This window comes from Gloeobacter kilaueensis JS1, from assembly GCF_000484535.1.
GTDB lineage: Bacteria > Cyanobacteriota > Cyanobacteriia > Gloeobacterales > Gloeobacteraceae > Gloeobacter > Gloeobacter kilaueensis.
Genome location: NC_022600.1, coordinates 706,958 through 720,233, shown reverse-complemented (window position 1 = coordinate 720,233; position 13,276 = coordinate 706,958). Strand labels below are relative to the sequence as shown.

Annotated in this window: 16 protein-coding genes; 12 read left to right on the top strand and 4 right to left on the bottom strand. The window is 61.2% G+C overall.

Annotated features, from left to right (window positions below; all coding sequences use genetic code 11):
* Positions 1–13: 13 nt before the first annotated feature.
* Positions 14–1,114 carry a recombinase RecA gene (gene recA / locus GKIL_RS03250; protein WP_041243692.1) on the bottom strand — a complete coding sequence of 367 codons (1,101 nt, stop codon included), beginning with the start codon at positions 1,112–1,114 and terminating at the stop codon, positions 14–16.
* Positions 1,115–1,375: 261 nt separating this feature from the next.
* On the opposite strand from recA, the gene leuC reads away from it, so the two are divergent.
* Both leuC and leuD read left to right on the top strand, forming a co-directional pair.
* Entirely contained in the window at positions 1,376–2,791 is a 1,416-nt protein-coding gene (gene leuC / locus GKIL_RS03245; protein WP_023171960.1) for a 3-isopropylmalate dehydratase large subunit, read from the top strand.
* Entirely contained in the window at positions 2,788–3,369 is a 582-nt protein-coding gene (gene leuD / locus GKIL_RS03240; RefSeq protein ID WP_023171959.1) for a 3-isopropylmalate dehydratase small subunit, read from the top strand. Before leuC ends, leuD begins: the two co-directional genes overlap by 4 nt.
* Here the strand turns inward: leuD and GKIL_RS03235 are convergent.
* Both GKIL_RS03235 and GKIL_RS03230 read right to left on the bottom strand, forming a co-directional pair.
* Entirely contained in the window at positions 3,366–3,818 is a 453-nt protein-coding gene (locus tag GKIL_RS03235) for a hypothetical protein (protein WP_023171958.1), read from the bottom strand. The genes leuD and GKIL_RS03235 overlap by 4 nt on opposite strands.
* Positions 3,818–4,468, bottom strand: coding sequence for a ParA family protein (locus tag GKIL_RS03230; RefSeq protein ID WP_023171957.1), 651 nt, complete (start codon positions 4,466–4,468; stop codon positions 3,818–3,820). The genes GKIL_RS03235 and GKIL_RS03230 overlap by 1 nt, the downstream gene beginning before the upstream one ends.
* A 520-nt stretch (positions 4,469–4,988) precedes the next feature.
* On the opposite strand from GKIL_RS03230, the gene GKIL_RS03225 reads away from it, so the two are divergent.
* The 10 genes from GKIL_RS03225 (at position 4,989) to GKIL_RS03180 (ending at position 12,813) form a co-directional block, all read left to right on the top strand.
* On the top strand, positions 4,989–6,413 hold the full coding sequence (locus tag GKIL_RS03225; protein ID WP_023171956.1) for a form I ribulose bisphosphate carboxylase large subunit: 1,425 nt from the start codon (positions 4,989–4,991) through the stop codon (positions 6,411–6,413).
* Positions 6,414–6,468: 55 nt separating this feature from the next.
* Positions 6,469–6,837: a RuBisCO chaperone RbcX gene (gene rcbX / locus GKIL_RS03220; protein ID WP_023171955.1), complete on the top strand. Its 369-nt coding sequence runs from the start codon at positions 6,469–6,471 to the stop codon at positions 6,835–6,837.
* 34 nt (positions 6,838–6,871) lie between these two features.
* Entirely contained in the window at positions 6,872–7,192 is a 321-nt protein-coding gene (locus GKIL_RS03215) for a ribulose bisphosphate carboxylase small subunit (RefSeq protein WP_023171954.1), read from the top strand.
* A gap of 76 nt (positions 7,193–7,268) precedes the next feature.
* A complete protein-coding gene (locus tag GKIL_RS03210) occupies positions 7,269–8,333 on the top strand; it encodes a RuBisCO accumulation factor 1 (protein ID WP_023171953.1) in 1,065 nt (354 codons plus the stop codon).
* Between the two features lie 213 nt (positions 8,334–8,546).
* Entirely contained in the window at positions 8,547–8,855 is a 309-nt protein-coding gene (locus GKIL_RS03205; protein ID WP_023171952.1) for a carbon dioxide-concentrating mechanism protein CcmK, read from the top strand.
* Positions 8,856–8,895: 40 nt separating this feature from the next.
* A complete protein-coding gene (locus GKIL_RS03200) occupies positions 8,896–9,237 on the top strand; it encodes a carbon dioxide-concentrating mechanism protein CcmK (protein WP_023171951.1) in 342 nt (113 codons plus the stop codon).
* Between the two features lie 4 nt (positions 9,238–9,241).
* Positions 9,242–9,544: a beta-carboxysome shell vertex protein CcmL gene (locus GKIL_RS03195; RefSeq protein ID WP_023171950.1), complete on the top strand. Its 303-nt coding sequence runs from the start codon at positions 9,242–9,244 to the stop codon at positions 9,542–9,544.
* Between the two features lie 24 nt (positions 9,545–9,568).
* Entirely contained in the window at positions 9,569–11,566 is a 1,998-nt protein-coding gene (locus GKIL_RS03190) for a beta-carboxysome scaffolding protein CcmM (protein WP_023171949.1), read from the top strand.
* A gap of 2 nt (positions 11,567–11,568) precedes the next feature.
* A complete protein-coding gene (locus GKIL_RS03185; protein ID WP_023171948.1) occupies positions 11,569–12,081 on the top strand; it encodes a beta-carboxysome scaffolding protein CcmN in 513 nt (170 codons plus the stop codon).
* Positions 12,082–12,090: 9 nt separating this feature from the next.
* Positions 12,091–12,813, top strand: coding sequence for a beta-carboxysome assembly protein CcmO (locus GKIL_RS03180; RefSeq protein WP_023171947.1), 723 nt, complete (start codon positions 12,091–12,093; stop codon positions 12,811–12,813).
* Positions 12,814–12,929: 116 nt separating this feature from the next.
* Here the strand turns inward: GKIL_RS03180 and GKIL_RS03175 are convergent, their stop codons facing one another.
* Entirely contained in the window at positions 12,930–13,160 is a 231-nt protein-coding gene (locus GKIL_RS03175; protein ID WP_420841395.1) for a DUF3146 family protein, read from the bottom strand.
* Positions 13,161–13,276: the final 116 nt, after the last annotated feature.

Genomic DNA, 13,276 nt, shown 5'->3' with positions numbered 1-13,276 from the left:
GAGGTGGAGTTTGTTACTCTTCGTCTAAGTCGGCGTCGGCCTCCTCAGGGGCCGGGACAGTGGCGGAGACGACCGCTCCGTTGGCGATCTTTTCGCGCACCTTCAGTTCAATTTCTCTGGCGAGGGCAGTATTTTCTTCGAGCAGGGCGAGCACGTTTTCGCGGCCCTGGCCCAGGCGCTCGCTGCCGTAGGAGTACCAGGCTCCCTTGCGATCGACGATCTCCATCTCGACTGCCAGATCGAGGATGCAGCCCATCGAGGAGATGCCCTTGCCGAAGATAATGTCGAATTCGGCCTTGCGGAAGGGCGGAGCCACCTTGTTTTTGACGACTTTGACCCGCACCCGGTTGCCGTACTCGTCCTGGCCCTTTTTAAGAGTTTCCGCCTTGCGGATGTCGAGGCGTACCGAGGCATAGAACTTGAGGGCGTTGCCGCCGGTGGTTGTCTCGGGGTTGCCGTACATGACGCCAATCTTGGAGCGCAACTGGTTGAGGAAGATCACCATGCAGCCGGTCTTGCCGATGTTGCCTGTGATCTTGCGCAGCGCCTGGCTCATCAGCCGCGCCTGCAGACCGACGTGGGCATCGCCCATCTCACCTTCGATCTCAGCGCGGGGCACCAGGGCCGCCACCGAATCGATGACGATGATATCGACCGCCGCCGAGCGCACCAGCTGATCGACGATCTCCATGGCCATCTCGCCCGTGTCGGGCTGGGAGATAATCAAATTTTCGACATCGACGCCCAACACCTTGGCATAGGAAGGATCGAGGGCGTGCTCGGCATCGACGAAGGCCGCGATGCCGCCATTTTTTTGAACCTCGGCGATCGCGTGCAGCGCCAGGGTCGTCTTGCCCGAGGATTCGGGGCCGTAGATTTCGATGACTCGACCCTTGGGCAGACCGCCCCCCAGAGCCAGATCGAGGGTGATGGCACCGCTGGCTACCGTCTCGACTTTGATACGGGTGCTCTCGCCCAGCCGCATGATCGCTCCCTCGCCAAAGTTGCGCTTGATCTGGGTGAGGACCATCTTGAGCGCTTTTTGCTTTTGGGGATCCTCTGCGGACCCCGGCTGGGGTGTTTGTTTTTTGGATTCGTCGGAGGTACGGGCCATGGTCATCTCCAGCGCATCGTCGGATGATAGCTCGCTCAGTTCCCGCGCCGAGGAACGACTACCACTGGTACCGTTTTTGGTCATTGAAATAGCTCCCAGATTCTAGCACCGATGCTAAAAGAGTCCGGCTTCGGCGCGGTTGAGAAGTGGACCAATGTTCACAAGTATAGCACGAGTCTGTGCGGTGCCGGTAGAGAGTTTTGGATTTTCTTCGGTTTCTCCCGGCTACAATGGCGCTTGCAGTATTGAGAGTCCAGCGCCTTGAGCCGGGGAACGTTATTTGACAAAGTCTGGCAGTTGCACACGGTGGGCACCTTGCCCTCGGGGCAGACGCAGCTATTTATCGGGTTGCACCTGATCCACGAGGTCACCAGTCCCCAGGCGTTCGCCATGCTGCGCGAGCGCGGTCTGCCGGTGCGCTATCCCCAAAGAACCGTGGCGACAGTCGATCATATTGTGCCGACTGCGGGTCAGGAGCGGCCCTTCGCCGACGCGATGGCCGAGCAGATGATCCGCGCCCTTGAGACCAACTGCGCCGAGTACGGCATTCGCTTTTACAACATCGGCTCCGGCTCCCAGGGCATCGTACATGTAATCGCCCCAGAGCAGGGATGGACCCAGCCGGGGATGACGATCGCCTGCGGCGACAGCCACACTTCGACCCACGGTGCCTTTGGGGCGATCGCCTTCGGTATCGGCACCAGCCAGGTGCGCGACGTGCTCGCAAGCCAGACTCTTGCCCTGGGCAAGCTCAAGGTCCGCCGCGTCGAGATGAACGGCAGCCTGCCCGCCGGTGTGTTCGCCAAGGATGCAATCTTGCACATCATCCGCAAGCTCGGGGTCAAGGGGGGAGTCGGCTACGCCTACGAATTTGCGGGCAGCACCTTCGAGGCGATGAACATGGAGGAGCGGATGACCGTCTGCAACATGGCGATCGAGGGCGGAGCCCGCTGCGGCTACGTCAACCCGGACGCGACGACCTACGCCTACCTCAAGGACCGGCCCTTCGCCCCAAAAGATTCTGACTGGGAGCGGGCGACCAGTTGGTGGGAAAGCCTGCGATCAGATCCGGACGCCAGCTACGACGATGTCGTCGTCTTCGACGCCCGGCAGGTGGCACCGACCGTTACCTGGGGCATCACGCCAGGCCAGGGCATTGCCGTGGACGAGGCGGTACCGAGGGCAGAGGAACTGGCCGAAGAAGAGCGGCCTCTGGCCGAAGAAGCCTACCGCTACATGGATCTTTTGCCGGGCACGCCGATTGCCGGCACAAAAGTCGATGTCTGCTTTATCGGCAGCTGCACCAATGGCCGCCTGTCGGATCTGCGCGAAGCGGCAAAGCTCGCCTCTGGCCGCCACGTCGCACCGGGTATTAAAGCCTTCGTCGTGCCCGGATCCGAGGCGGTCAAGCGCCAGGCCGAAGCCGAGGGCCTGCACGAGATCTTTTTGGCCGCTGGTTTTGAGTGGCGCGAGCCGGGCTGCTCGATGTGCCTGGCGATGAACCCGGACCGGCTGGTGGGGCGGCAGTTGAGCGCCTCCTCCTCCAACCGCAACTTCAAAGGCCGCCAGGGCTCCGCCACCGGTCGTACCCTGCTGATGAGCCCGGCGATGGTGGCGGCGGCGGCCATCCGGGGGGCTGTGACCGACGTGCGCACCCTGCTGGAGCCCCAGCGATGAGCAAAATCTTGACTGTCGAAGGCCGGGGCATCGCCCTGGCAGGCAACGACATCGACACCGACCGGATCATCCCGGCGCGCTACCTGCGCTCGATCAGCTTCGATGGCCTGGGGGAGGCGGTCTTTGCCGACGACCGCACCCAGCAGGCGGACCATCCCTTCGACGCGCCTCACTTTCAGGGGGCGCGCATTCTGGTAGTCAACCGCAACTTCGGCTGCGGCTCCAGCCGCGAGCATGCCCCCCAGGCTCTATCGCGCTGGGGTATACAAGCGATCGTAGGTGAAAGCTTTGCTGAGATCTTTTTTGGCAACTGCCTGGCCATCGGTATCCCCTGCCTCACAGCCGACGCGGACACCGTCGAGCAACTGCAGCGCACGATCGTCCAGAGCCCGGAGACGATTCTGACTATCGACCTCGAAGCGCTCCAGGTCCGCCTGCCCCAGCAGAGCCTGCCGCTGGCGCTGGCCGCCGCTCCGCGCCAGATGTTTTTAAGTGGCCACTGGGATGCGACGGGCCAGTTGCTCGCCAATATCGAAGCGATTCGGGCGACGGCGGCCAGACTTCCTTATATGGGCTAGAGCAACCAGGAGGGGATGTCGTTGTTGTTGCGCGGCTCACCGGCGCGCTGGATGGGGCGCGGCACCACCTTGTAGGTGGGCAGCAGCGGTTGTTTTTGGGGCGGCTGGAACTTTGCATTTGGCTCTTTGGCCGGAGGCGACTGGCGCAGGCCGTTGACCTCCTCGATCAAGGCAGTGTTGGCGAGTGCCAGTTGCAGCGCTTCTTTTTGCACCTTCTCCAGCTCAGTGTGCAGCCGCTCCACCTCGGCGCGGTGGGCCGCGTCGCGCTCCTGCAGCTGCCCCTGCAGATCCGCGACGCGCCGCTCAGCTTCGGCTAGCGATGCTTTGAGAGCCGTCAGGGGCGAGCGCCCAGTCCGGGAGGCAGGAGCTGGCGAGGGTTCGGCTTCAGCCTCGGCCTCGGCTGGATCCTGGCCCTCGCGCAATAGATCGGTCAAACGTTTTCTTGCCATTATTTTCTCCAATCACGATCGAGTTCTTCGGCCACCCGGCGATAGTCCGCCTCAGCCTCGCGGGCATTTTTGCCCCGCCATTGCAGAATGCTCAACCCCTCAAGCGCTGCCCGCTCGTGGGCCTTGTAGGCGCGGATGAACGCCTCGAAGGCGGGGATGCCCCGTTCTCTGAGGGTTCTTTGCGCTTCGACCGCTTCGCCCAGACTGCGCGGATCGACGCGGGTAAGGAGCACCCGGTGGCTGGTGCCGCTGGGCAACACCGCCCGGTGGACCGTCTCGATGAGCACCGCCAGATCGAGGGGGGCCGGAGGCGTCGGCAGCACCAGCTGATCCGCCGCCTGGACAACTGCCGCCAGCGCCGCCGAATCAAGGGCCGGGGGCGTGTCTACGACGACCAGACTGTAGCCGCCCACCTCCCGCAGACTTTCGAGCAGGCGCGGGTTGGTCTCCTGGGCCAGGTCGAAGCCGAGGGCCGCCGTGCCCCGCTCTGCCCACCAGCTCGCCGAACCCTGGGGGTCGGCATCGACCAGGAGCACCCGCTCTTTTGCCGCCAGTGCCGCCGCAAGGTTGACGGCGGTGGTCGTCTTGCCCACCCCGCCTTTGCCGTTGAGGACGGCGACGACTCTTGGATAACTGCTCGATGGGCCCACGCCGCTCGCTCCTCCAGGTGCAGTCCCTGCGCCGAATACACCATATGGTTGCACACCTGCCGGGGTTCGGTGGCCAATCCACGAGCGTTCCTATTACAAAACGTTCAGTCCTGCCGGACAGGACTCTCAGCTTTTCCTACCTTTTTCATATAAATTTTACTGATAAACAACATTAGTAACAATATGTTGAGCTTATTGATGTGCGGTGGTAGAGTGTTGGGTAACAAGACGGCGAAAGAATTTTTGGTAAGCCAATCGCGCACTTGAAACTGGCCCTTTCCGTCGCCAGGTTTGAGTTGGGTTTGCTTTCCTCTTTCGCATCCACAGAAGTCATTTTCAATCTCAGGAAGGCGACCTGGGCGCGTTCAGCCTGATGCAGTTCAAGGCTGGCGGCTGGAGTTCTCTTGGGAGACTTCTGTCGCGCTTTACAGGCCAGGATGGGGTTTTTCGCATTGCTGCCTGGATAGAGAGCCGTCGCGCGAGCGTCGGGTTGCCGTGAGTGATTGATAAGGAGGAAGAAGTGACGTACACGCAGACGAAGCCCAAGACAGGTTATCAGGCAGGTGTGAAGGATTACCGCCTCACCTATTACATGCCGGATTACATTCCACGGGACACAGACGTTTTAGCGGCTTTTCGCGTCACCCCACAGCCGGGCGTTCCGATCGAAGAAGCGGCGGCAGCGGTGGCAGCCGAATCCTCGACTGGTACCTGGACGACGGTCTGGACTGACAATCTCACCGATCTAGACCGCTACAAGGGGCGCGCCTACGACATCGAGCCGGTACCCGGCGAGAGCAACCAGTTCATCTGCTACGTGGCCTACCCGCTCGATCTCTTCGAAGAAGGTTCGATCACCAACCTGCTCACTTCACTGGTGGGCAACGTCTTCGGCTTCAAGGCGCTCAAGGCGCTGCGCCTCGAAGACATTCGCTTTCCGATCGCCCTGGTCAAGACCTACCCCGGACCGCCCCACGGCATCGTCGTCGAGCGCGACAAGCTCAACAAGTACGGCAGACCCCTGCTCGGCTGCACAATCAAACCCAAACTCGGCCTATCGGCCAAAAACTATGGCCGGGCGGTCTACGAGTGCCTGCGCGGTGGCCTCGATCTGACCAAGGACGACGAGAACATTAACTCGCAGCCTTTTATGCGCTGGCGCGACCGCTTCCTGTTCGTTCAAGAGGCAATCAACAAAGCTCAGGCTGAAACCGGTGAAATCAAGGGCCACTACCTCAACGTCACCGCCGGTACCTGCGAAGACATGATGGAGCGCGCCGAGTTTGCCAAAGAAATCGGTTCGCCCGTCGTCATGCACGACTACCTTACCGGTGGCTTTACCGCCAACACCACCCTCTCCAAGTGGTGCCGCCGCAACGGCATGTTGCTGCACATCCACCGGGCCATGCACGCCGTCATCGACCGCCAAAAAAACCACGGCATTCATTTCCGGGTGCTTGCCAAGTGCCTGCGCCTGTCGGGCGGCGATCACATCCACACCGGTACTGTCGTAGGCAAACTCGAAGGCGATCGAGCAGCGACGTTGGGCTTCGTCGATCTATTGCGCGAGGATCACATCGAGCGCGATCTGTCCCGGGGCATCTACTTTACCCAGGACTACGCCTCGATGGGCGGGGTAATGGCCGTCGCTTCCGGCGGTATTCACGTCTGGCACATGCCGGCCCTCGTCGAAATTTTCGGCGACGACTCGATACTGCAGTTTGGCGGCGGTACCCTTGGCCACCCCTGGGGCAACGCTCCTGGTGCCACGGCCAACCGCGTTGCCCTCGAAGCCTGCGTGCAGGCGCGCAACGAGGGACGCAACCTGATGCGCGAAGGTGGCGACATCATCCGCGAAGCAGCCCGCTGGAGCCCTGAACTGGCGGCAGCTTGCGAGCTGTGGAAGGAAATCAAGTTCGAGTACGAGACGGTCGATACCCTCTAGTCGAGGTAGGGGCAGGCATTCTGCCCCTTTCCCCATCGCCTGAAACCGGCAGCGCATGGATATCAAAGCGATCACCAACGCCACTGCTCAGGTTCTGATGAGCTATCTCACCTACCAGGCGATTCGTGTGGTTGCCGCCCAACTGCGGGAGACCGACCCGCCCCGAGCGGTCTGGTTCAGCCAGTTCTCCACTCAGGCAACGCTGCAGGACGGCGAAGCGTACCTCGAACAACTGACCACTCAAAATCCGGATCTGGCTTTCCGGGTGATGACCGTCCGCGAACATCTTGCCGAGCAGGTGGTCGATTCTTTGCCAGAGTTGACGCGCGATGGCATCCGCCGGGCCAACCAGCAGCGGCGTGGCCGTTACATCGAACAGATGCTGCAGTTGCCGTCGCCCGAGTCGCGGGGTGAAAACCCCTAAAAGACCTCTTTCATCCAACGGAGTATCCAAGCTCATGCAAACGCTTCCCAAACAAAGGCGCTACGAGACACTGTCCTATCTGCCGCCCCTCTCAGACGCGCAGATCGGTCGCCAGATCCAGTACATGCTCGACAAGGGCTATATCCCTGCTATCGAGTTCAACGAAACCAGCGACCCGACCGAGTACTACTGGACGCTCTGGAAGTTGCCGCTTTTTGGTGCCCAGAGCGTGCAGGATGTTCTTACCGAGGTCCGCGCCTGCCGCGATTCCTATCCGAAGAACTTCATCCGCGTCGTCGGCTTCGACAATGTCCGGCAGTGCCAGACGGTGAGCTTTATTGTCTACAAGCCTTGAGGCCGGGCCGTCCTTAAATGTGTGGACGAGGGCGGCCCCCGCAGGGGGTTGCCCTTGCTTTGTGTAGGAGCATCAGATGACGGAGACACCTGCGGATCTCGCCGCCGACAATCAGGCGTTGATCACCTTGCTGCAGCGCAAGGAAGGTGGTTGGGTACAGTGGGGAGAAGCCTGCCAAAAGTTGCAGCGCTCGGGCTATAGCCCCCAGACACTCTTTGAGCAGACGGGCTTTGAGCCACCGATTCAAAATCAGCTGATCGCCGCTGCCCAGGTGTATCGGGGACTGGCGCACAACGGTGCCCCGGCTTCGGTGCTCGAACAGTTCACCGCCAGAGGCAGCGAGGCACTCTACGAACTGCGCATCCTCACCCAGCCGGAGCGGCTCGCAGCCGCAGAACTCATTGCGCTTAAAAATCCGCCGATCGAGGAGGTGCGCGAGCTGGCTCGCGCCCTTAAAGATCTCGGCTACCTGAATCGGCTGCCAGAAGGTTTTACCCGCTCCGCTGGAGACGCAGTGGCCTATCGCTGCTGGAAGTTGGCCCGCCAGAGCACGGATCTGCGCGAGCGATCGGGCCTGATTGCCCGTGGCCTGCGCTACGCCCAGAGCGGGACGGCCCGCGAGCAACTGGAGCTGTTGCTGACTGATTTTACCGTCCAGCGCTCGCGGCCAGGGCCGCGCCTGCCAGTCTACCGTCCGGAGGCCGAGGAGCTGCAGCCGCGTATTCTGCCGGTTGCAGGCGCGCTGCCCCTTGCTGCTGAAGCCCTCAAAGACGCCCCCCAGGCCCGCCCGGAGGGGCCGTTTGGCGTGATTGCCCCGGCTGGAACAGGCGGTTGGGCGGCAGTCCCCGGCTGGCAGGTGATCGAGCAGGCCACAGATCCGGTGGCCGTGCTCTGTCGCGGCAATCAGCTGGGAGACGCTTCCCTTGAGCGGCTACCGCAGGTTCTGGTTGTGATTGACCGCGCTGTGCAACAATGGGATGCCTCGCGCTACGTTGGTTTCGAGCAGGAAGGACAGCTTGTAATCGACTGGTTTGAAAGCCCACCCCAGGTACCGCTTTTGGGCCAGATCATCCTGGTTCTGCTTCCAAGACACATCTTCGACGAAGAAATCGCCAAAGATCCCTGGCAAATCGATGAGTAGGAGGCGCGGGTGGACAGTGCCAAATATATAAGAAAGATTTATAGATTAAATCTAAAATTATAACCCTGGCTAATATTGCAATCGGAGGTGAGTTGTCCTAATCTTGAAGTCAAGGAAATATCGTGAGCTTCCTCGTACCGAAAATGCCCGATATTTCGTCAGCGTTGCCACAAACTTTTTGCTTGTTCGTGCGGATTGCACAGAGGTATCACTATGCCCATAGCGGTTGGAATGATCGAGACCAAGGGTTTTCCTGCGGTCGTCGAAGCGGCGGATGCGATGGTCAAGGCGGCCCGCGTCACGCTAGTCGGTTACGAGAAGATCGGTAGTGGCCGTGTAACGGTGATTGTCCGAGGCGATGTCTCCGAGGTGCAGGCTTCTGTTTCGGCTGGTGTCGAATCGATAAGACGTGTAAATGGCGGTGAATTGTTGTCCACCCACATCATCGCCCGGCCCCACGAAAACCTCGAGTACGTGTTGCCGATTCGCTACACCGAAGAAGTCGAGCAATTCCGGACTTGAACCCTGACTAGAATCCCTTAAAAACACGGAGCTACGAAACATGGCTGTTGCAGTTGGAATGATTGAAACCCTGGGTTTTCCTGCGGTCGTCGAAGCGGCAGATGCGATGGTCAAGGCGGCCCGCGTCACGCTGGTCGGCTACGAAAAAATTAGCAGCGGTCGCGTCACGGTGATCGTGCGCGGCGATGTCTCCGAGGTGCAGGCTTCGGTGGCGGCGGGCATCGACTCGATCAAGCGGGTGAGCGGTGGGCAGTTGTTGTCGCACCACATCATCGCCCGGCCCCACGAAAACCTCGAGTACGTGCTGCCGATTCGCTACACCGAAGAAGTCGAACAGTTCCGCGATAGCGTCAACGCCATCCGTCCCTACGGCAGGCCCTAGCAGGATGCAAATTGCCAGGGTTTGCGGCACCGTCGTCAGTACCCAGAAGGAGCCGAGCCTTACGGGCGTCAAATTTCTCCTGTTGCAGTTTGTCGATCAAGAAGGTCAACTGCTGCCGGGATATGAAGTTGCCGCCGACGGGATTGGGGCCGGGGTAGACGAGTGGGTGCTCGTCAGCCGTGGCAGTGCTGCCAGGCAACCATCCGGCAGCGAAAAGCGGCCCCTCGATGCTGTGGTGGTGGCGATTATCGATACAGTCACCGTCGATAATCGCCGCCTCTACAGCAAGAGTGCCCAGTCTCGCTAATTGCTACTCGCGGAGGATCCGTCCATGGCTGTGCGTGGCCTCGCTGCTCCCCCGACTCCCTGGTCGAAGGAGTTAGCCACACCCCAGATTGACCCGTCCACTTACGTCCATGCCTCCTCCGACATCATCGGCGACGTGCGCATCGGCAAAAACGTCCACATTGCCCCCGGCGTCTCAATTCGGGCGGATGAGGGCAGTCCGTTTTTTATCGGCGACAACAGCAACGTTCAAGACGCGGTGGTGATCCACGGTCTTGAAAAGGGCCGGGTAGCCGGAGACGACAAGTCTCTTTATTCGGTCTGGATCGGCAACAACGTCTCGATCACCCACATGGCCCTCATCCACGGCCCGGCCTACGTCGGCGACGACTGCTTCATCGGTTTTCGCTCGACCGTCTTCAATGCGCGCCTGGGCAAGGGCTGTGTTGTGATGATGCACGTCCTGATTCAAGATGTCGAGATTCCAGACGGCAAGTACATCGCTGCCGGAAGCATCATCACCACCCAGCAGCAGGCCGATCGATTGCCCGACGCTCTGTCGATCGATCTGCAGTTTGCAAGCCATATCATCGGCATCAACGATGCCCTGCGGGCCGGTTACCAGTGCGCTGAAAATATCGCCTGCATCGCGCCGATTCGCGAAGAATTTGCCGGGGAGGACACCCCCACGGCAGCAGTCCATCCTACCAACGGCAAATCTATGGGGAACAATCATCTCGATGCCACCAGCCTCGATCAGGTGCGGCACCTTTTGTCCCAGGGCTACCGGATCGGCACCGAACACGCCGACGCCCGCCGATTCCGCTCCAATGCCTGGCAAAGCTGTGCGCCGATTCAATCGACCCGCGAATCGGAAGTGATTTCTGGATTGGAAGCCTGTCTGGCGGAGCACACCGGCGAGTACGTGCGCCTGATTGGCATCGACCCCAAGGCCAAGCGCCGCGTCCTTGAGACGATTATTCAAAGGCCCGACGGAAAACCCGTGACCGCGCCACCCATCAACCGGGTGCTCTCTACTGACGGTGCTCCGGCTGCCGGAGGAGCACGGACAGGCGGTAGCTCGAACCTCAAAGCCGACCTGAGCGACCAGGTGCGGCAACTTTTGTCCCAGGGCTATCGGATCACCACCGAGCACGCCGATGCCCGCCGGTTCCGCTCTAACGCCTGGCAGGGCGGTCCTTCGATTCAGGCTACCCGTGAGCCGGAGGCTCTAGCTGCCCTCGGGGCGATCCTGGCAGAGCACGCGGGCGAGTACGTGCGCCTGATTGGCATCGACCCCAAGGCCAAGCGCCGCGTCCTTGAGACGATTATTCAAAGGCCCGACGACAAACCAACGGCAGGCGGCACAGCCCCAGCAGCCTACACCTCCTCCAGTAGCAGCGCCGCTGGCTATTCCAGTTCTTCTCTCGACACCAGCAGCCTCGATCAGGTGCGGCACCTTTTGTCCCAGGGCTATCGGATCACCACCGAGTACGCCGATGTGCGCCGATTCCGCTCCAACTCCTGGCTGAGCGGCACGACACTGCAGGGCAGCCGCGAGCCGGAGGTATTGGCTGCTCTCTCGGCCTTTCTAGCAGAGCACACCGGCGAGTACGTGCGCCTGATTGGTATCGACCCCAAGGCCAAGCGCCGCGTCCTTGAGACGATCATTCAAAGGCCCGACGGCGGCAAACCGGCAGCCGGCCCCAGTGCCGCAACTCCAGCAGGAACCTTCACTTCCAGCAGCAGCTATTCTCCCCCGGCTACGAGCGGCGGTTCCAGTCAGATCAAGCCGGAGGTCGTCGATCAGGTGCGGCAGTTACTGGCTCAAGGTAGCCGGATCACCACCGAGTACGCCGATGTGCGCCGATTCCGCTCCAACTCCTGGCTGAGCGGCACGACACTGCAGGGCAGCCGCGAGCCGGAGGTATTGGCTGCTCTCTCGGCCTTTCTAGCAGAGCACACCGGCGAGTACGTGCGCCTGATTGGTATCGACCCCAAGGCCAAGCGCCGCGTCCTTGAGACGATTATCCAGCGGGGCTGACGATGCACCTGATACCGCTGCAGCCACCCAGTGAATCGCAGGCCCGCAGCGGGGGCGATGTCACCCTGCATCCGAGCGCGGTAGTGGCTGCCGGTGCGCTGATTCTCGCAGAGGCCGACAGCCGGGTGGCGATCGCCGCCGGTGCCTGCATCGGTATGGGCGCTGTGCTCCACGCCGTCGGGGGCGAAATCGTCGTCGCTGCCGGTGCCAATCTCGGGGCAGGGGTGCTGATTGTCGGGACGGGTAGAATAGGAAGTAACGCCTGCATCGGCGCGGCGACCACCATTCTCAACCCGGCTGTCGGCGATGGGGAGATGGTGCCGCCGGGATCGCTGATTACCGGCTCCACACCGGCCAGGGCTCCTTCTACCAGTTCACCTGGAGCGATCGTGCCCGCTGCCCCCACTGGACCCATTCCTGGCCTCGCTCAACTCAACCGCCTGCGCCAGAACCTCTTTCCCTCCAACGGCCAGACAGCCCTCAGCCCCGTTCATCCCGACCCAGACGACGATTAAAAGACCGCCATGCAAAACACTGTCCGGTCCTCTGCCCGTAGCCGTGGAGGTGCCCTGGGACTCATCACCTGCCGCAGTTTCCCGGCGATCGTCGGCACGGCGGACATGATGCTCAAGGCGGCGCGGGTTTATCTTTTGGGCTACGAAAAAATCGGCAGCGGCTATTGCACGGCGGTGATTCGCGGTGGCCTGGCGGATGTGCGCATTGCGATGCAGACCGGCAGAGAAACCGCCGAAGAATTTGGACAACTCATCTCCTCCTCGCTCATCTCCAATCCCCTCGCCAATCTTGAGGCGATCTTGCCCATCGGTAGCAGGCTCGGGCTATTCGCCGACGAACCCGACTACGACGACATCCCCTACCACGACCAGGCGGTGGGACTGTTGGAGACGCGGGGCTTTCCGGCTCTGGTCGGCTCCTGCGACAGCATGGTGAAGGCAGCGGACGTACACCTGGTGGGCTACGAAAAGACCGGCGCTGCCCTCTGCACGGCGGTGATCCGGGGCAAGGTGGGCGAGGTGATCGCCGCTATCGATGTCGGGATGAGCGTTGCTGAGCAGATAGGCGAACTGAGTGCAATCATGGTCATCCCGAGGCCCCTCAGCGATCTGGAGCGGACGCTGCCCCTGGCCCAGGCGCTCATCCAGCAAAAACAGCCGCTGCAGATCCCGCTCGAAGTCAAACAGCCGGTGCAGGAACCACTCATCTTGCCGGAGCGCAATTCGAACTAGAAGTCATGCTCCATTCCTACCGATTTGCTCCCCAAAGCGAGACCAGGACCTGCCAGGCATTGAAGTTCAACGGCCTGCTCAAGCCCAGCAGCAATTTTTGAAAGTACAGGAGAAAGTTAGATGCGGGCGCGGACGGTAAAGGCGTAGGTCTCGCCGGTCTCAAGCTGAAAGTCGTGCTTTTCGAGAAAGCGCTGGAGCGGTTCTTTGATGAGCGCTCGGCCCAGGGAGGGGTAGATGTCCAGCCGGCCACCAGCGCGGAAGTGCCAGCAAAAAGTCCACTGGTACTGTCCACCCTCGACGCTGCCTTCGAGCCAGCCCACCGCCAGCGAGCGAGCGCTGACGCGCATGGTCACTTCGGTCTGAGGCGGACGTTGGGCAGCCACGACAGGCGACGCTCCAGCAGAGATTCTTTTTTATCCTAAAATCTAAAAGCCGGATCGGACCTCGACAAATGTTACGGTGG

Excerpts from the sequence above, each read along its gene's own strand:
- leuD (WP_023171959.1), top strand. The coding sequence starts at position 2,788 with ATGAGCAAAATCTTGACTGTCGAAGGCCGGGGCATCGCCCTGGCAGGC.
- GKIL_RS03190 (WP_023171949.1), top strand. The coding sequence starts at position 9,569 with ATGGCTGTGCGTGGCCTCGCTGCTCCCCCGACTCCCTGGTCGAAGGAG.
- recA (WP_041243692.1), bottom strand. The coding sequence starts at position 1,114 with ATGGCCCGTACCTCCGACGAATCCAAAAAACAAACACCCCAGCCGGGG.
- GKIL_RS03205 (WP_023171952.1), top strand. The coding sequence starts at position 8,547 with ATGCCCATAGCGGTTGGAATGATCGAGACCAAGGGTTTTCCTGCGGTC.
- GKIL_RS03215 (WP_023171954.1), top strand. The coding sequence starts at position 6,872 with ATGCAAACGCTTCCCAAACAAAGGCGCTACGAGACACTGTCCTATCTG.
- GKIL_RS03175 (WP_420841395.1), bottom strand. The coding sequence starts at position 13,160 with ATGCGCGTCAGCGCTCGCTCGCTGGCGGTGGGCTGGCTCGAAGGCAGC.
- GKIL_RS03200 (WP_023171951.1), top strand. The coding sequence starts at position 8,896 with ATGGCTGTTGCAGTTGGAATGATTGAAACCCTGGGTTTTCCTGCGGTC.
- GKIL_RS03210 (WP_023171953.1), top strand. The coding sequence starts at position 7,269 with ATGACGGAGACACCTGCGGATCTCGCCGCCGACAATCAGGCGTTGATC.
- GKIL_RS03235 (WP_023171958.1), bottom strand. The coding sequence starts at position 3,818 with ATGGCAAGAAAACGTTTGACCGATCTATTGCGCGAGGGCCAGGATCCA.
- rcbX (WP_023171955.1), top strand. The coding sequence starts at position 6,469 with ATGGATATCAAAGCGATCACCAACGCCACTGCTCAGGTTCTGATGAGC.
- GKIL_RS03185 (WP_023171948.1), top strand. The coding sequence starts at position 11,569 with ATGCACCTGATACCGCTGCAGCCACCCAGTGAATCGCAGGCCCGCAGC.
- GKIL_RS03180 (WP_023171947.1), top strand. The coding sequence starts at position 12,091 with ATGCAAAACACTGTCCGGTCCTCTGCCCGTAGCCGTGGAGGTGCCCTG.
- GKIL_RS03195 (WP_023171950.1), top strand. The coding sequence starts at position 9,242 with ATGCAAATTGCCAGGGTTTGCGGCACCGTCGTCAGTACCCAGAAGGAG.